General features: G+C 60.1%; 17 protein-coding genes and 1 pseudogene. 4 read left to right on the top strand and 14 right to left on the bottom strand.

Features of this window, described 5'->3' with window-relative positions:
- Window positions 1–53 precede the first annotated feature (53 nt).
- Window positions 54–113: pseudogene (locus NW853_RS10310) on the top strand (DUF29 domain-containing protein); the annotation flags it as partial.
- Window positions 114–299: 186 nt separating this feature from the next.
- On the opposite strand, the gene NW853_RS10305 reads toward NW853_RS10310, so the two are convergent.
- From NW853_RS10305 to purB, 7 genes are all read right to left on the bottom strand, one after another.
- Complete coding sequence (locus NW853_RS10305; protein ID WP_414348968.1) at window positions 300–1,667, bottom strand: FAD-binding oxidoreductase; 1,368 nt, start codon at window positions 1,665–1,667, stop codon at window positions 300–302.
- A 118-nt stretch (window positions 1,668–1,785) separates the two neighbouring features.
- The gene (gene pstB, locus NW853_RS10300; protein WP_414334984.1) at window positions 1,786–2,583 is read right to left on the bottom strand and encodes a phosphate ABC transporter ATP-binding protein PstB; all 798 of its coding nucleotides are present in this window, start codon (window positions 2,581–2,583) and stop codon (window positions 1,786–1,788) included.
- A 67-nt stretch (window positions 2,584–2,650) separates the two neighbouring features.
- A complete protein-coding gene (gene pstA / locus NW853_RS10295; protein WP_414334983.1) occupies window positions 2,651–3,538 on the bottom strand; it encodes a phosphate ABC transporter permease PstA in 888 nt (295 codons plus the stop codon).
- 18 nt (window positions 3,539–3,556) lie between these two features.
- A complete protein-coding gene (gene pstC / locus NW853_RS10290) occupies window positions 3,557–4,528 on the bottom strand; it encodes a phosphate ABC transporter permease subunit PstC (RefSeq protein ID WP_414334982.1) in 972 nt (323 codons plus the stop codon).
- Window positions 4,529–4,801: 273 nt separating this feature from the next.
- Window positions 4,802–5,881, bottom strand: coding sequence for a phosphate ABC transporter substrate-binding protein PstS (gene pstS / locus NW853_RS10285; protein ID WP_414348967.1), 1,080 nt, complete (start codon window positions 5,879–5,881; stop codon window positions 4,802–4,804).
- Between the two features lie 529 nt (window positions 5,882–6,410).
- A complete protein-coding gene (locus tag NW853_RS10280; RefSeq protein WP_414348966.1) occupies window positions 6,411–7,391 on the bottom strand; it encodes an aspartate carbamoyltransferase catalytic subunit in 981 nt (326 codons plus the stop codon).
- A gap of 9 nt (window positions 7,392–7,400) precedes the next feature.
- Entirely contained in the window at window positions 7,401–8,696 is a 1,296-nt protein-coding gene (gene purB / locus NW853_RS10275) for an adenylosuccinate lyase (protein ID WP_414348965.1), read from the bottom strand.
- 165 nt (window positions 8,697–8,861) lie between these two features.
- Here purB and NW853_RS10270 point away from each other — a divergent pair, with 165 nt between their 5' ends.
- Window positions 8,862–9,350: a tetratricopeptide repeat protein gene (locus NW853_RS10270; RefSeq protein ID WP_414348964.1), complete on the top strand. Its 489-nt coding sequence runs from the start codon at window positions 8,862–8,864 to the stop codon at window positions 9,348–9,350.
- Window positions 9,351–9,383: 33 nt separating this feature from the next.
- On the opposite strand, the gene lipB is transcribed toward NW853_RS10270, so the two are convergent.
- Both lipB and trxA read right to left on the bottom strand, forming a co-directional pair.
- On the bottom strand, window positions 9,384–10,127 hold the full coding sequence (gene lipB / locus NW853_RS10265; protein ID WP_414348963.1) for a lipoyl(octanoyl) transferase LipB: 744 nt from the start codon (window positions 10,125–10,127) through the stop codon (window positions 9,384–9,386).
- A 21-nt stretch (window positions 10,128–10,148) separates the two neighbouring features.
- Complete coding sequence (gene trxA, locus NW853_RS10260) at window positions 10,149–10,481, bottom strand: thioredoxin (protein ID WP_414348962.1); 333 nt, start codon at window positions 10,479–10,481, stop codon at window positions 10,149–10,151.
- Between the two features lie 218 nt (window positions 10,482–10,699).
- On the opposite strand from trxA, the gene NW853_RS10255 reads away from it, so the two are divergent.
- Window positions 10,700–11,968: a hypothetical protein gene (locus tag NW853_RS10255; RefSeq protein ID WP_414348961.1), complete on the top strand. Its 1,269-nt coding sequence runs from the start codon at window positions 10,700–10,702 to the stop codon at window positions 11,966–11,968.
- Here the strand turns inward: NW853_RS10255 and NW853_RS10250 are convergent.
- Genes NW853_RS10250 through NW853_RS10235 form a run of 4 tightly spaced genes read right to left on the bottom strand, consistent with a single transcriptional unit; the run spans window position 11,931 to window position 15,576 of the window.
- On the bottom strand, window positions 11,931–13,718 hold the full coding sequence (locus NW853_RS10250; RefSeq protein WP_414348960.1) for a SulP family inorganic anion transporter: 1,788 nt from the start codon (window positions 13,716–13,718) through the stop codon (window positions 11,931–11,933). The genes NW853_RS10255 and NW853_RS10250 overlap by 38 nt on opposite strands.
- On the bottom strand, window positions 13,715–14,290 hold the full coding sequence (locus NW853_RS10245) for a rhodanese-like domain-containing protein (protein WP_414348959.1): 576 nt from the start codon (window positions 14,288–14,290) through the stop codon (window positions 13,715–13,717). The genes NW853_RS10250 and NW853_RS10245 overlap by 4 nt, the downstream gene beginning before the upstream one ends.
- A 44-nt stretch (window positions 14,291–14,334) precedes the next feature.
- A complete protein-coding gene (locus NW853_RS10240; RefSeq protein ID WP_414334972.1) occupies window positions 14,335–14,802 on the bottom strand; it encodes a DUF29 domain-containing protein in 468 nt (155 codons plus the stop codon).
- A 57-nt stretch (window positions 14,803–14,859) separates the two neighbouring features.
- Entirely contained in the window at window positions 14,860–15,576 is a 717-nt protein-coding gene (locus NW853_RS10235; protein WP_414348958.1) for an MBL fold metallo-hydrolase, read from the bottom strand.
- Between the two features lie 113 nt (window positions 15,577–15,689).
- Here NW853_RS10235 and NW853_RS10230 point away from each other — a divergent pair, with 113 nt between their 5' ends.
- Window positions 15,690–16,097 (top strand): ArsR/SmtB family transcription factor, encoded by a 408-nt coding sequence (locus NW853_RS10230; protein WP_414348957.1) that lies wholly within the window; start codon window positions 15,690–15,692, stop codon window positions 16,095–16,097.
- Here NW853_RS10230 and NW853_RS10225 read toward each other — a convergent pair.
- Window positions 16,064–16,480 carry a YidH family protein gene (locus NW853_RS10225; RefSeq protein WP_414348956.1) on the bottom strand — a complete coding sequence of 139 codons (417 nt, stop codon included), beginning with the start codon at window positions 16,478–16,480 and terminating at the stop codon, window positions 16,064–16,066. The genes NW853_RS10230 and NW853_RS10225 overlap by 34 nt on opposite strands.
- Between the last annotated feature and the right edge of the window lie 75 nt (window positions 16,481–16,555).

The following is a 16,555-nucleotide window of genomic DNA, read 5'->3' as shown; positions in this document are numbered from 1 at the left end:
CTCGCCGTAAAGCGGATGGGGAAACCCCACCCGCCTGCGCGGTGGGGTAGTTCATGTGGCAATATCAACCTCAGCGTCGCTCAGAGAGCTGGCTGGATGCCATCACAGATGCGCGAACTCAGCTTGAATTGGCCCTCGAAGATAGCCCCAGCTTGAGGGGATATCTCGGCCTTTCCGGAGACTTGTCCCTATGCTTTGGAGCTGGCCTTGGCAGAAGATTGACTGTCAAGCCCCTCTCCTTTTGGCAGAGGCAACTCAGAGATCGCTGGATATTAGAGGATAAAGCCCTCTCAGCACTTTCAAGCAGAAGCCCGCCCTTGCCAACTGCGCATCTTGCCGGGGTTAAGCAATCCATAGGGATCCACTTCTTCCTTAAAACGGAGCTGGCGCGGATCCATCACTTTGCGACCCCCCTCTTCGATGATGAAAGTGTGGGGATTGGCGATGAAGACTCCCTGCGCCTCGTGATAGCGCATGATCTCGTTGAGGCGTTCTTCCGTTGTAAAGCGCACAATTTGCAGGCCGACCGGGGTAGCCTGCCCCCGGATGCGAATCCACTCCAGGTGCATCAGCACTTCGTCGCCAAAGTGCTCGTACAGGTGCTGCACCACCTTCAGCTCCCGATCGGGCGGAAAAATCGATTGTAGATAGGTCAAATTGGGATCCACGCTGCGGCAGTGCAGGGTGGTGTGGTTCCAAGAGAACTCCCCCAGTGAGATCCCCCTGCTGGCCTCCTGAGCCGTTTTGTTGTAGACCACCTGGCCGCCATGCTCCCGAATGAGCTCCAGCAACGGCTCTAGGCTGTACTCGGCCACCATCAAGAGGGCCACGGCGGATCCCTGGGGCAAGTAGTCCTGCAAGGGGACGAAGTAGCGAGGGATCGGCCAGGCGTGCAGGCTGATGAGTTTCTTCAGGATCCCATCTGCCTCGGCCAGAGCCTGGCCAAAGTGGGCGCAGGGCATAAACCCCCCCTCCGGCGGGAAGGCCACCACCAGCTCCGCCCAAGGATAGGCCGGCGCCAAGGGAATCTCCACCTCGGTGATGATCCCGTTGAGGCCCCAGGCATGGCTGACTTTAAACACGTCGTCTCCCCGCAGCTCCAGGGTCCGCGGCTCCTCTTCGACTGTAATCACCCGCAGCCCTAAGATGTTGCCCCGATCCAGCAGTTGGCCGTAGGTCACAGAGCCGATGCCGCCGCTACCGCCGGCAATGAACCCCCCAATAGTGGCGGTGCGGTAGGTGGAAGGGGCCATACGGATCTCCCAGCCCAGCTCGCGGGTGTGTTTGTCGATGGCCATCAGCTTGGCCCCCGCCTGTACCCGCGCCAAGCCCGGCTTGGCCCAGATTACCTGGTTGAGCTTGCTCATGTCCAGGATCACACCGCCAGCTAGGGGGATGCACTGGCCATAGTTACCGGTACCGGCGCCGCGCACGGTCAGGGGTACTCTCCACTTGGCACAGGCCGCCGCCACCCGCATCACTTCTGCTTCATCGGCAGGGCGCACCACCACCTCCCCGCGCTTGTTGCTCAACTGGCGGCTGAGCACAGGGCTGTAGTGGTAAAAGTCCAGCGACAACTTGGCAACTTGCGCCGGATCGGTGATGGTTTCAAGGTCGGCCAGCTCAGAAAGCAAGGCCTGCAATTTTCCAGAAGCAGCAACGGTCATAGGGATCCCCAATTGGATAGCAGGCTACTTAGACTCCATTGTCTGCGCAAAGGGCCGGCAGAAAGGCTCACCAGAGACAGAAAACGCCTCTCCAGGGGATCCCGACCCGTCCCGAGCATCAGCCGAAGCGGCCCTCTACATAGTCTTTGGTCGCCTCTTTGGCAGGGCTGTTGAAGATCACCTCCGTTCGGTCGAACTCCACCAGTTCGCCCACGCGGTTGGATCCCACCAGCTCCACGCTGAAGAAAGCCGTCATGTCCGAGACGCGGCTGGCCTGCTGCATGTTGTGGGTGACGATAATGATGGTATAGTCCTGCTCCAGCTCCTTCATCAGCTCCTCGATGCGGCGGGTGGAGATGGGATCCAACGCCGAGCAGGGCTCGTCCATGAGGATGACATCCGGCTGTACCGCCAGGGCGCGGGCAATACACAAACGCTGCTGCTGCCCCCCAGACAAAGACTGGCCATTTTCTTTCAACTTGTCTTTCACCTCATCCCAAAGGGCGGCCCGCTTGAGCGAAGTTTCCACCACCTCGTCCAAGTCCACTTTCATCCCCAGCACCCGCGGGCCATAGGCAACGTTGTCGTAGATGCTCTTGGGAAAAGGGTTGGGCTTCTGGAACACCATGCCAATGCGCCGCCGCACCGCCACGGGATCTACGTTTTCGGCGTAGAGGTCTTTGCTGTGGTAGGTAAGTTTGCCCTCCACGCGCGCCCCTGGGATCAAGTCATTGGTGCGGTTAAAGCAGCGCAGGATGGTACTTTTGCCACAGCCAGAAGGCCCGATAAAAGCCGTAATTTGCCGGGCGGGAATATCCATGGTGACGTTTTTCACCGCCAGGTTCGAGCCATAGTAGACGCTCAGGTTTTCCGTTCGGAAGACGTAGGTGGTTGAGTTAGCAGATTGAGTTTTCATGATCCCACTCGCAGAAAGTTCGTCAAGAGGCTAATTCACACCTGGCCGCTGTCCGACAAGGCTTAAACTATCTTCTGGCTTTGTAGACCAGGAAGCGGGCCAGCAAGCTGGCTGCCAAAACAATGGCCAGCAGCACCAGGGCTCCTGCCCATGCCAGCTCCTGCTGCACCTTGAAGGGAATAATTGAGAAGAAGTAAACCATCACCGGCAGGGTAGCCACCGGTCCAAACAGGTTGGTTGACCAGAAATTGTTGTTGAAGGAAGTAAAAAGTAGAGGTGCTGCCTCGCCGGCAGCCCGCGCCAAGGCCAAGATCAAGCCTGTTACAATGGCCGGGGCTGCTGCCGGCAGGACGATGCGCATTGTGGTCTGAAAGCGAGTGGCCCCCAGGCCAACCGAAGCCAAACGCATATCCGGCGACACCAAAAGCAGTGCCTCTTCCGTGGAGCGGATGACAATGGGCAGCATCAACACGCCCAGGGCAACTCCCCCCGAAAAAGCCGAGAAGCCGGATCCCCGCACCACCAAAGCGTAGGCAAACAGGCCGCAGAGAATGGCCGGCACGCCCGTGAGCACGTTACAGGAGAACTTGACCAAATAGGCCAAGCGGCTGCCGCGGCCAAACTCCGACAGGTAAACGGCCGCTAGGATCCCGAAGGGAAAGCTCAAAGCCGCCCCCGTGGCCAGAACCATTACGCTGCCGACGATAGCGTGGCCAAACCCCCCCTCTGCTAACCCTGGAGCCGGGTAGCGAGTCTCGGTGAGGACGTCCCAGCTTATCCTCTGGATGCCCTCCTTACCGATGTCCCACAGCACCCAAGATAGGGCAGCCATGATGGCGGCCACAAACAGTCCGCTCAGCAGCGTCAAGGCAATGCTCGTGTATCTCCGCAGGGGGGCAACAGCGGCACGGCTAATGTCGATCTCCTCAGGAACAAGCTGGGCTGACTGGGACATGATGACGAGGCTCCTCGGTTACTGCTCCAAGTTTTGAAACTTGCGGATGATGATTTCGGCCATGACGTTAACCAACAGGGTCAGCACCATCAACACCACACCGGCATACATAAGGGCCGACACCTGCAGGCGTCCTGCCTCGCCGAACTGAGAGGCAATCAAGCCAGTAATGGTGGATCCTGGCTGCAGCAGGGAGATGTTGATGCGGTTGGCGTTGCCGGAAATCATTGCTGCCACCATGGTCTCCCCCAAGGCTCGTCCCAATGCCAGCATGATCGAGCTGACAATGCCCGACAGGCCCGCCGGGATCATCACCGTCAAGATCGTCTCCCAGCGGCTGGCTCCCAACGCCAAGGCGCCCTCTTTGAGGCCCCGGGGCAGCGATTCAAGGGTGCTGCGGGTGATGGAAATGATGATGGGGGAAATCATGATCCCCAGCACCATGGCTACAATCAACAGACTGGGGCCTCGGGGAGCCGGGCCGCCGAAGAAAGGGATCCACCCCAGCGTCTGATTGATGGCTCGGAAGATGGGCCGCACCGCCGGAATGAGCACAAAGATGCCCCACAGCCCCAGCACCACACTGGGAATGGCCACGATCAGCTCAATGGCAAAGGCAATCGGCGCCGTTATCCACTTGGGGGCAAAATCTTCCGTCAAGAAAATGGCGGTGCCAATGCCCAGAGGAATGGCAAAAATCAGGGCCACCAGAGAGGTCATCAAACTGCCGTAGATCTGGGGCAACACCCCATAGATGTTTTCCACCGGGTTCCAGCGGCTGGTGACCAGAAAGCCCAAGCCAAACTGGCGCATGGCCGGCAGGGCTGCCTCAGTGGTCTGCACGATCACCCAAATGAGAATGATGCCGGCAAACCCTGCCAGCACCAAAGTTAGGCGGACAAAACCCACGTCGAGGGCGCGGGAAACATCCATTTTCTTTTCAATAGCAACATCCGTTGATAAGTCGTAGTCTCTGGCTGCCGAAGTCATAGGATCCCCGCTGTGGCAATTCTACTGGTGGGCAGATTGTGGCAAAACCTCTCTCACCCTACATTCCATCGGTGTTGCAGTTGTCTGTGTCCTGGCCAACAGTGAACACCAAAAGCTTGTTGGACTCAGACTGGTGACAACGTCAAAAGTCAGTGCCGACAGAACTTTTACCCGTTAAAAATCAGCAAAGCGGCAAGCCAGTAGCCAACAGGAAGAGCACAGCCTCTTGTTGACCACTGGCCCTCAACTAACACCTTTCAACAGGACAGCAACTCATCGCTTCGCGTTGGGGTTGACCTTGATCTTATCCAGCTCGGCGAAGATCCGCTGGATGGCCGGCTCCGGCATAGGGATGTAGTCCAGTTCTTTGGTGATGGCTTGGCCCTCTGGCCCCTGCGTCCACTTGATGGCTTCCACCAGCTTCTTCAGCTTTTGCTCGTCAGGATATTCGCGGTAGAGCATCACCCAGAACAAACCAACGATGGGGTAGTCGTCAGGCCCTTCGGGATCCGGCACCAGCAGGGCAAAATCTTCGGGCAGGGGAGCGTTGAGGGCAGAAGTAGCCCGCTCAGGAGAAAACTCGACAATCTTGCCCGCTTTGTTTTCTATGCGAGCAGTAGTCAGTTGCTCCAGCTTGGCAAAGGACTGGTTCACATAGCCAATCGCCCCTGGCTCCTGCTTGATGGTGGCGGCTACCCCTTCGTTGCCCTGGGCACCGATGCCAACCGGCCACTCCACCGTGGTTCCCACGCCGCCCTTCCAGTTGGGGCAAGCAGCGTTGATGTGGTTGCTGAACACGAAGGTCGTCCCAGAGCCGTCGGAGCGGTGCACCCAGGTGATGTCCAGCGCGGGCAGCCGACTTGCCAGGTTGGGGTTTTGGGCCTTGATGCGAATGTCGTCCCAGCGGGTGATTTCGCCGGTAACAATGCCACAGTAGGTTTCCCGCTTGAGCACGAGCTCTTTGTCGCCGATGCCGGGCAGGTTGTAGGCAAATTCAATGGCGCCCCCCGCCAGAGGCAGTTGCAGGGGCTCGTAGCCGTATTTCTCTTTGAAGCTCTTGTAGCGAGAGGCGTTGTACTTTTCGGTCATCGGACCCTCGGAAGCACCGAAGTCCACCGTGCCGTTGATGTATTGCTCCAGACCGGCACCGCTCCCAACAGACTGGTAGCTGACTTGCACATTGGGATCTACGGTGCGATTGTAGGCATCAAACCAGCGCTGCAGCAGCGGCGCAGCGAAGGTAGCACCTGCGCCAGAGATTTGCACGGTTTGGGCTTGGGCCGGGGCCAGCGCCAGGGCTCCCACCGCCAGAGCCGCGATAGAAGAAACAGAAGCAGAGAGCAGAGATCGCATAAGAAAGAAATGTCTGATTTTAATCGACGCCTATAACTCTACAACCTCAAGGTTAAGAGTAGAATATGTTAAGGTTAAGTTTAGGTTAAGCCAGAAGAAAAAGTCGGTGTCTCTCTGAATGAGGTGATTGCTATGAGCTCTTGATTTTTTACCTGGTGATTTGCTTGGGTTTAGATAGCAGCAAAAAATGATCCTGGAGCTCAGGATCTGTGAAAAGCTTATTTTGCAAGGCTTTTAGCTTGTCTTAGACTTGGCTAGGTGACCTCGATCCAAATAAAAGATGATGCTGGCCAGCCAGAAAAAAAGTTTGAACAGAAGATAAGTTGCGCAGAACCTAGAGCAGAAAGCTGCCCCAAATCTTGCCAAGCCTATATAGGCTTATGTAGGGTTCAATGTTTCCAGAAGAGCCCCCGCAAGAGCTTCTTTCTTGCTTTTGCGGAGAGCGTTGAGTTGGCTAGAAGAGTAACCTCAGCACTCTAGACGTCAAGCAGCTCCTCAAGTTCCCCGACCAGAGGGGAAAGGGGGAGGTCTAAGCCGGGATCCGCCCGCCGCCCATCAGGTACAGCAAAGCCATGCGCACCGCCACGCCGTGGGCAACTTGCCGCTCGATGAGGTTGAGGCTGGGATCCTCCATCACTTCAGAACTCAGTTCCACGCCGCGGTTGACTGGGCCGGGGTGGAGAACCCTCACCTCGGGGTGGCACAGGCGCAGCCGCTGCTGGGTGAGGCCGAAAAGGTGGTGGTATTCCTGCAGGCTGGGGATGAGGAATTCGCTCATCCGCTCCCGTTGCAGGCGCAGGGCGATGACGAAGCGGGCTCCTGCTAGGGCCGGCTCCAACTGCCAGTGCACCGGCAGAGTATGGCCGGGCACAAACTGGGCAAAGTCTTTGGGCAACAGGGTGGGCGGGCCGGCCAAGTGGACGTCTGCGCCAGCGGCCACTAGAGCATAGATGTTGGAGCGGGCTACCCGCGAGTGGAGGATGTCACCGACAATGGCCACCTTCACCCCCTGCAGCAGCTCGAGGCGAGGTCGCTGCGGATCCAGGTGGCTACAGAGGGTAAATAGATCCAGCAAAGCTTGAGTGGGATGTTCGTGCAGGCCATCTCCCGCGTTTAGCACCCCCGCTGGGGATCCGCGGCGATTGATCTCGGCGGCCAACTGCTGCGGCACCCCGGCCTGGGCGTGGCGGACGATGAGCACGTCGGATCCCATGGCCAAAAAGGTGCGAGCCGTATCCAAAATGGTTTCCCCCTTGCTTAGTGAAGAGGTGCCAGGGGAAAAGTTGAGCACATCCGCTGACAGGCGCTTGGCCGCCAGCTCAAAGCTGTTGCGGGTGCGGGTGGAAGGCTCGAAAAACAGCGTCACCACCACCTTCCCCTGCAGGGTGGGCACCTTGGGCAGCCGCCGGGTCAGCACTTCCTGAAAGCTGGCGGCGGTTTGCAAGACAATTTGATACTCTTCGCGGGTAAAGTCCGCCAGCCCCAAGACATGTTGCCGCTGCCAAGCCATAGGGGATCCTCAAATGCCCAAGCGGGCAAAGATCTCGTCCAGGTGGGTGAGGTGCCGCCGTGGGTCAAAGCAGGCCTGCAGCTCCGCCTCGCTCAGGTGGGCCATTACTCTGGGATCCGCCAGCAGATTGGCGTGGAAATCTCCGCCGGCTTGGTTCCAGGCGCGGTGGGCATTTTCCTGCACCAGGCGGTAGGCTTCCTCACGGCTCAAGCCCTTCTCCACCAAAGCCAAAAGCACCTGCTGGCTAAAGACAACACCACCGTAGAGGGTGAGGTTGCGCTCCATGTTGGCAGGGTAAACCTGCAGGTGGCGCACCAGATCTGCCATGTTGACCAGTAGGTAGTGGCAGAGGATGGAGGCATCGGGCAGGATGACCCGCTCTACAGAGCTATGGGAAATATCCCGCTCATGCCAAAGGGGAATGTTTTCCAGGGCCGAGACAGCATACCCCCGCAAGAGGCGGGCAATTCCCGTCAGTTGTTCAGACTTGATGGGGTTGCGCTTGTGGGGCATGGCGGAGGATCCCTTTTGGCCGGGGGCAAAGTGCTCCTCAACCTCCAGCACCTCTGTCCGCTGGAGGTGGCGGATCTCGGTGGCAAAGCGCTCCAGAGAAGAGCCAATCAAAGCCAAGGTCTGCACATACTCGGCGTGGCGATCGCGGGAGATCACCTGCGTCGAGGCCGTATCCGGTTTGAGGCCTAAGCGGGCGCAGGCCAACTGTTCCACCTGGGGGGGCACATTGGCGTAGGTACCCACGGCGCCGGAGATCTTGCCCACGGCGACCACCTCCCGCAGGCGTGTCAGGCGCTCCTGATGGCGCAGGCACTCGGCCAGCCAGCCGGCCAGCTTAAAGCCAAAGGTAATGGGCTCGGCATGGACGCCATGGGTGCGGCCCATCATCAAGGTGTAGCGGTGTCGGCGGGCCTGCTCACGCAAAGCAGCGATGAGGTCGGCCAGCCGAGCTTGCAAGATCTCAACCGAGGCTACAAGCTGCAGGGCCAAGGCTGTGTCCAACACATCCGAGCTGGTCAAGCCCAGGTGGATGTAGCGCCCCGCCTCGCCCACATGCTCGTTGAGGTTGGTCAAGAAGGCAATAACATCGTGCTTGACTTCCGCCTCGATTGCCAAAACCCGCGCCGGGTCAAAGGCAGCTTTGGCTTTGATCTCCTGCAGAGCCTCTTGAGGGATCCGCCCCAGCTCCGCCTGCGCCTCACAGACGGCCAGCTCTACTTGTAGCCAGGTCTGGAGCTTGTGGGCGGTGGACCAAATCTGGCCCATTTCTGGCAGAGTGTAGCGCTCGATCAAGGTGCCTTTTCCGTCAGTACGATAGGATAAGCCAAGCTATTTTAGCTAATCCGCCTCTCATCCCGGGTCCAAAGCGGGGCTTCTCGGCGGGTTGGTTAAGTGCAAGGATGGCCCCTCTTGCGGGCAGTCTATACTGGACTGGGTTGGGATCCTCAGCGGAGCACGATGAAGCGGCGATGGGGAAGGGTGGCTCTGATGGGTTGCTTGGCGGCATTCCTGGCTCCTGCCCCCGCCCTCTCTTTGCCCACCTCCCCCACTCCTCCTGAGCAGACCTCGGCCCGAAGCCCTGCTTCCGAGTTTAACTGGCAGGGATCCCTCAAGTTGCTGCGCGGGGATCCGGTGGCGGCTTTGGCGGATCTGGATCGGGCAGTGGAGTTGGATCCCACCTATGCGCCAGCCTACGTTAACCGCAGCTACGTTTACAACCAGTTGCGCCAGCCCCAAAAAGCCCTAGCCGATGCGGAGCGGGCCATCCAGTTGGATCCGGGGATCCCAGAGGCCTACTTTAGCCGCGGCGTGGCCCACCTGCAACTGGGGGAGCGAGAGGCTGCTATGGCTGCCTTTCGCCAGGCCTTGGCTCTTTTTTCCCAAAGCGGCAACTTTGCTGACCAAGCCATCCTGCAGCAACTGCTGCGCCAGTTGGGGGTGGAGTAGTCGCCCTTGGATTAATCCAGGACCATCTCGGATTTAGACAAACTGAGGAGGCTCTCCCAACCACTCGGCCAGGGAAACTGCTTGGGCCTGCAGCCCGAAGACATGACAAAAAGATTGCACCAACCCTGGGGCTACGGCAGCCATTGTTACCCCCGGACAAAACTGCACCAGGGATCCCACCGGGCGATCGGGGATCCCACAGGGCACGATAGCCGCGAAGGCAGGCAGATCCGGACAGACGTTGAGGGCAAAGCCGTGGTAGGTAACCCAGCGGGAGACCTTGATGCCGATGGCCGCCACCTTGTGGCCTTGCACCCAAACCCCTGTCAGGCCAGGGATCCGCTCCCCCCGCAGGCCAAAGTGGGCTACGGTCTGGATGAGCACCTCTTCTAGGTGGCGCAGGTAGCAGTGCAGATCCGGCTGGCCATGGGAGCCGTAGACAGTCCTATGGCGCTTTAGGTTCAGTAGGGCATAGCCCACCCACTGGCCCGGCCCGTGGTAGGTCACCTCGCCGCCCCGCTCCACCCGCAGAATCTCCGGCCCCTCAGGAGCAGAGGCCTCTGGCTGAGTATCCGGGGATCCTATCCGTCCAGCCAGGCTTTTGAGAAACTTGGGATCGGCCCCTGCCCCCAGGGTGTAGACCGGCGGGTGGGTGAGCAACAAAAGCCCATCCGGCACCTCAGGATCGCGGATCATCCGGGCCAACCGGGCCTGCTGCCAAGCCCAAGCGGTGCGGTAGGGCACCTCTCCTGCCAGGTGAACTTGGAGAAGCGGCACAGGCTCAAGCCCCTGCAAAGCTCAGGCCACCGGTAAGTTGACCTGGGCCCGTAGCCGCTCGAGCAGAGCTCGGGGATGTAGCAGCCCTTCAATGCGGTCAACCGGCTTCCCGTCTTTAAACAGGATCAGAGTTGGCACGGCGTAGATCCCCCAGCGGGCGGCGATGTTGGGGTACTTTTCGGTGTCGACCTTAACAAAGGAGATGGTGTCCCCCACCTGGGGCTTCACCTGCTCCAACACCTGGGCCATGACCTGACAGGGACCACACCAGGTGGCGTAAAAATCCACCAGAATGGGAGTTTCGGATCCCTGGATCATGTCGTCAAAGCTTTTGAACTGCTGTTTGTGGGCCATGGGCGACCTCCGCAGGATGCTGTAGAAAAACTTAGAATGCAACCTATTTGTAGTCTAAATGTTTGAGATGGAAATGTGGGTAGAGATTCTGCGACCGCTTGCTGTCGGTTTCCCGGTAGGATGACTAGGGCTTGGTCGGTACCTGTAGTCTAAAGGGCGGGCTGGACGGAAGGGGCAGGCTTTAGCAGGGCTTAACGATTGCAAGGAGTGGGATCCCGATGGCAACAATCCGGATGGTGAGCCGAGGTGTGGTGGCCGGCGTATTGGCTGGGGTGGTCTTGAGCCTCTGGGGGATCTGGCGTTGGCTGGGGGATCCCTCAGGCTGGATTCAGGTGGTGGCCGGGCTGCTCTTGAGTTTGGCGACGGTGCTGTACTGGCGGAAGACCCGCCCCGCCGACTGCCTGGTGGTGGAGCCGCAGAGCTGGCACCTCAACCGCCTCAGCCCCGATCACTGGCTGATCCAAGCGGAGTTCGTGGCCCGCAACCTCAACCCCCTCTTTGAGGTTACCTTGGCCCAGGTGCAGCCGCGACTGCATTTGCTCAGTGCCAGCTCCATCGAAGGGATCCAAACCCAGATCCGCCTGCGCTCCCGCCATGTGGATCTGCCCCCTCGCCAGGACAACTACTGGCAGGCCTACATCATTACCCCCCAAAGCCAGACCGGCTTGGAAGTGGAGATCGAGCTGAGGGGGGAAGGGCTGGCAGATTTGCGCTCGGCCTGGCTGGAGCTGGACTACGTCCAGTACGGGCGGCAGCGGCGCACCCTTAAGACTAGCCACCTAATCCTGCCCTTGCAGGAAGTGGATCCCTTGCCGGAGCTGGCCTGGCAGCAGCAGGGGCCGGTGAGTTGGGCTGCCATTCCCACCCCTCTGCTTACCCCCAGCGATGACCTTGCCGAGGTGCTGCAGCGCTACGTGGGCCCTCACATCCAGCCCGGTGATATCGTGGCCATCTCGGAAAGCGCGGCGGCCATCGTCCAGGGCCACTTTCGCCATCCCCTGCAGGTGCAGCCTGGCTGGCTAGCCCGCACCCTCTGCTACTTCTTCCCCTCCAAGACCAGTCTCTCAAGCTGCTACGGGATGCAGACGCTGATCGACTGCTCGGGAGCCTGGCGGGTGCTGGGGGCTTTTGTTGTCGGATCCCTGGCCAAGTTGTTGGGGATCCCAGGGGTGTTCTATGCCCTGGCGGGGGAGCAGGCCGACCTCATCGACGATGTCACCGGCACCTTGCCCCCCTACGACCAGTTCATCGTCTTGGGGCCGCGGCATCCAGCTAAGCTGGTGGCCGAGCTCCACGCCCAGACTGGCTACGAGGTGGCCATTGTGGATGCCAATGACCTAGGTGAGGTAAGCGTTCTGGCGGCCAGCCCAGGGGTGGAGCGGGAGCTGGTGGAGCAGGCGCTGCGCAAGAACCCGGCGGGCAATGCAGCGGAGCAGACTCCCCTGGTGCTCATCCGGAAGCGGCTGCCGGCATCGCCTGGGATTTGAGAGCCTGCATCGCCTGGTGGGTCGACAAGAAAAAGCGCTCAGCGCCCACTTTCTCCACAAACCCCACCCTTTTGAGGCAATCCATCACCGGCCCCTTCACCTCGGCCAGGGCAAAGCCCACCCCCATCTGGTGCAGACGTTCCACCAATTCGGTCAGGGCCTCCAGAGCGCTGCCGTCGATGAAGTTAATGGCGCTGGCCACCAGCAGCACCTGTTCCACTGCTGGCCGCGCTGCTACCTCTTGCAGAATGTACTCCTGCAGGTAGGCGGCGTTGGCAAAAAACAGGCTCTCATCCACTCGCACCGCCAAGATGCGCGGATCGGTAATCACCTCATGGCGCAGCACGTTGCGGTAGTGCTCGGTGCCCGGCACCTGGCCAACAATGGCAATGTGGGGGCGACTGGCCCGCCAGAGGAAGAGGAGAAGGGAGACCAGCACCCCCAGCCCAATCCCCCGCTCCACCCCAATCGCCAACACGCTGGCAAAGGTGAGCAGCCAAACGAGGGCATCGCCGCGGTCGTAGCGCCAGCTCTGCAGCAGGGGGTGAAAATCCACCAGTCCCAGCACCGCCACCAGCACAACGGCAGCTAGGGTGGCCTGGGGCAGGAAAGTAAACAAGGGCATCAGCCAGATCATGGCCAGGGCTATCAGGGATCCCGTAATGACCGAGGCCAGACCGCTGTTGGCCCCCGCCTGAGCATTCACCACCGAGCGGCTGATCCCACCCGTGACCGGAAAGCCACCGCTGACGGCTGCTGCCACGTTGGCCACTCCCAGGGCCACCAGATCCTGGTTGGGATCCACTTTCTGCCGCCGCTTGCTGGCCAGGGCCTGGGCCATGGCATAACTTTCCGTAAAGCCCACCAAGCTAAGGGCTAGGGCGGTGGGCAGCAGGGATCCCCATTCTGGCCAGCTCAGTTGGGGAAACGTCAGCGGTGGCAGGCCAGCCGGAATGGATCCCACCACTGCCACCCCCGCTCTCTCCGAGAGATTCAACCGCCAAACCAGCAGGGTGGTTAAGAAAACGGCCGCCAGGGGAGCACTCTTGGTGAGCAGCAACTCCCAGAGGGGCGGGATCCCCCAGCGGCGCAGTTGCGCCGGCAGCTTCTGCTGGGCGTACACCAACAGGGCGATGGACAACAGCCCCAGCCCCAGGGTGGCCCAGTTGACCCCATCCAGGCTCTGCCACAGCCGTTGCACTAGCAGCCAGAAGGACTCGCTGTTGGCAATCTTCACCCCCAGCAGATGGCGGAGCTGGCTAAGGGAAATGATTAGGGCTGCGGCACTGCTAAAGGCCGTTATAACCGAGTGGCTCAGGAAATTGGCTAAAAACCCCAGGCGCAACAGCCCTACCCCTAGCTGGATCAGGCCCGCTTCCAGAGCTAAGCCCAGCGCCAACTGGCCATACTCCGGGCTGCCCGGCTCGGCCAGCGGCTCCAAACCCGAGGCTACCAGCAGGGCGATGATGGCCACCGGCCCCACTGACAAAGCCCGGCTGGATCCCAGGAAGCCGTAGGCGATCACCGGCAGGATGCTGGCGTAGAGGCCTGTCTCGGGGGGCAGGCCGGCCAGCAGCGCGTAGGCCATGCTCTGGGGCACCAACAGGATGGCCGAGACCACCCCGGCAATGAGATCCCCCGGCAGATCCTCTCGCTGGTAGCGAAGCCACCACAGGGAATCCTTGGCCAAGGGCAGGTAGCGCGCCCAAACCCCCTGCTTTGGGGAAGAGGCGGACGGGATCCCGCTCATAGCGTCTGACCCCGGTTCCAGGGCAGGCGGGCCAAAAGCAGCGCCAGGCCACAGGTGTTGGTGATCCCGGCAAACACCAGCCCCGCCCCCACAAAGCCACTCAATACCAGCCAGCCGGGATGGACAAAGGCTCCCAGCAGGGTTCCTACAAGCACCAGGGATCCCGCTGTAATCTGCACCTGTCGCATTAGCGAGATGGGCGCGTTGCGGGTGCGGGTGGTGGGCAGCTTGGCGGCCTTCCACGCTTCGATCCCACCTTTGAGGCTAATGGCTTCCGGCCAGCCGTATTCGAGCAACTGACAGCCGGCACGGATGGAGCGGCTGCCCATGCGGCACTGCAGCACCACCGGCTTTTCTGGTGTCGAGGCCGGCACCTTGGCGGGGTCAAAGGTAGATAGAGGCATGTTGATCGCCCCCGGGATCCGCTCGTCGTGGTATTCTGCCGGCTCCCGCACGTCAATGAGCTGTACCCGCCCTTGATCCAGCCACTGCTTTAAAGTCCAAGCGTCGATCTCCTTGAGACGGGGATCCCGTTCCTGCTGAGCTGTAGGATTTTGTTGAGCTACGGTCATGGTTTCTTCCTTGCTTCTAGGGTTGTTGTAAGACTTAGGGATTTCTAATCTTCCTCCTCCAGCAACCTGCTGGGCTCGCCAGGATAAAACTGGCTATCCAGGATTTGCTCGGGAGAGTAAGGGCAGGTCTGGGGAAAAGTCTTTCTGGGCAGCTTGGTCTCTTCTAGAGCCAGTTGGAGCGCCCTCAGGTAAGACTTGGAGATGGCCTCCGGCAAATAGGGCCTCAGGCTTGGGTTTTCCTCCAGCAGATCCAGAACTTCCTGCCGCTGCACCTGTAGGGTAAGAAGCCAGCTTACCGATCTGGCCTGCGGCTGATACTCCCACTTGAGGAGGTGCCCCACCAAAACCCCCAGCCGGTTACGCAGCTCTTGCCGCTGTTGCCTGCCCAACGATTCCATCTCCTCAATCAAATGGGGCAGATCTAGCTTCTCCCAAGCCCGCTCCCGCAGAAATTGGGCTTGTTGCTGAGTCCAAGCATAGAAATCCCTCTCATAGAGATGTTTGGGATCCACTCTCAACCCTCCCCTTTCTGACGGGCCGCCTGAGAGAAGTCTAGCCAGCCCTAGCGACTAAACTGCGGCTGCCACTTGGCCGCACTGCTCGTTGGCCGGCACCGCTTCCTGGATCTTCTTGGGCTGCGGCAGGTTGAGGCTGTTCATCAGGGCAATAAAGCTCTCCCGCGAGCGCAGCTTACCGGTTTCCGGATCCACGAAGCGGGGGTTCCAGCGCTTCTCTTCACCAATGGTGGAGACGGTGTGTCCCCGGTAGTCATGGCCGGGATAGACCAGCGTCTCGTCCGGTAGGGTAAACAGGTGCTGCGTCACGTGGTCGTACATCAAGCCGGGATCCCCACTTTGGAAATCGGTGCGCCCGCAGCCGCGAATGAGCAGGGCATCGCCGGTCAGAACGCGATCCCCATTGACGCGGTAGGTCATGTGGCTGTCGGTGTGGCCCAGGGTGGCGATGGCCTCGATGACAATGGATCCCACCTGCAGTGTTTCCCCATGGCCGATGAAGCGGTCGGCACATTGTGCCTTGGCCTGAACCGGCACCACCCCTTGGCAGCCGCTCAACTCCCGCAGCTTGCCGGTGCCGGTGATGTGGTCGGCGTGAACGTGGGTCTCCAGGCAGTACTTCAAGGTCAGACCCAGCTCTTGAATTAACTTCCAGTCCCGCTCCACCTGCTCCAACACCGGATCCACCAGTACGGCCTCGCGGGTGTCTGGGTCTGCGATTAAATAAGTGTAGGTGCTCGTCTCGGAGTCGAACAGTTGGCGAAATAGCATGCTGCCCTCCTGTCTGTTGGCAAGAACCTGAACGTGCTCCGCATCCGGGTTCTCATTCTACTGTATAACTATTTGGTGTTAAAATCAAGCTACCACCTCCCTCAAGACAGCCTATGGATTGGGACAAGCTTGTGCAAGCCGGCAAAGACGAGTGCCAGTTGACCCTGACGCCGGAAGTGCTGACCAGCGTGGCGGAGTACTTCAAGGTTTTGGCGGAGCCCAGCCGGCTGCAGATCCTGTGTCAGTTGCGCTCGGGGCCCAAGAACGTTACCCAAATCCTAGAGGCCACCGGCATGGGCCAGGCCAACGTCTCCAAACATCTCAAGATCCTGGCGCAGGCAGGGATCGTCAGCCGCGAGCCCAGGGGCGTGAGCGTCTACTACCAAATTGCGGATCCCATCTGTTTTGAGCTGTGCGAGGTGGTGTGCAAGCAGTTAATCAAGCGCCTCAAGCAGCAGGCTCAGCAACTGGAACCCCTGGCGGCCCTTCACTCCGGCAGGCTGAGCCGCGGAGGTTCCTGAGGGCGGGGACGGCGCAGCAGCAGGGGAAGGCTCAGCAGCCCAAACAGGGCCACAACGGCAGCCATGATCCAGATGAGGAAACGGCTGGGGCGAAAGTCGCCTGCCTCGATTTGCCGCATCACCTGGTTGTAGCGCCAAGCAGAAAGGCCGATCATCAGGATTCCAAAGATCACCAACAGGAGGCCCAAGTTCTGGGTGCTCAGGAGGCCGTGCGCCGCGGCGGGCTGCTCAGGGGAGTGGGCGGCTTCAATCTGCCGCAGAAATAAGCTGAAGCGGGCGAGGGCAAAGCCAAAGGCAATGAGAGCCACAGAGGTGCGCAGCCAGGCCAGAAAGGTGCGCTCATTGGCCTGGTGTTCCCGTTGGCGATCTGGGGGCAAGTTCATGGGCTACAGGGATCCCTCAAGGGCTGATTTTAAGACAGCGGGGATCCGGCAAGCTGGCCTTCTCCGGCTGGCGGG

Origin of the sequence: Synechococcus sp. H55.11, from assembly GCF_047462475.1 — a bacterium.
Lineage (GTDB): Bacteria > Cyanobacteriota > Cyanobacteriia > Thermostichales > Thermostichaceae > Thermostichus.
This window is presented reverse-complemented; position numbering and strand designations above follow the sequence as displayed.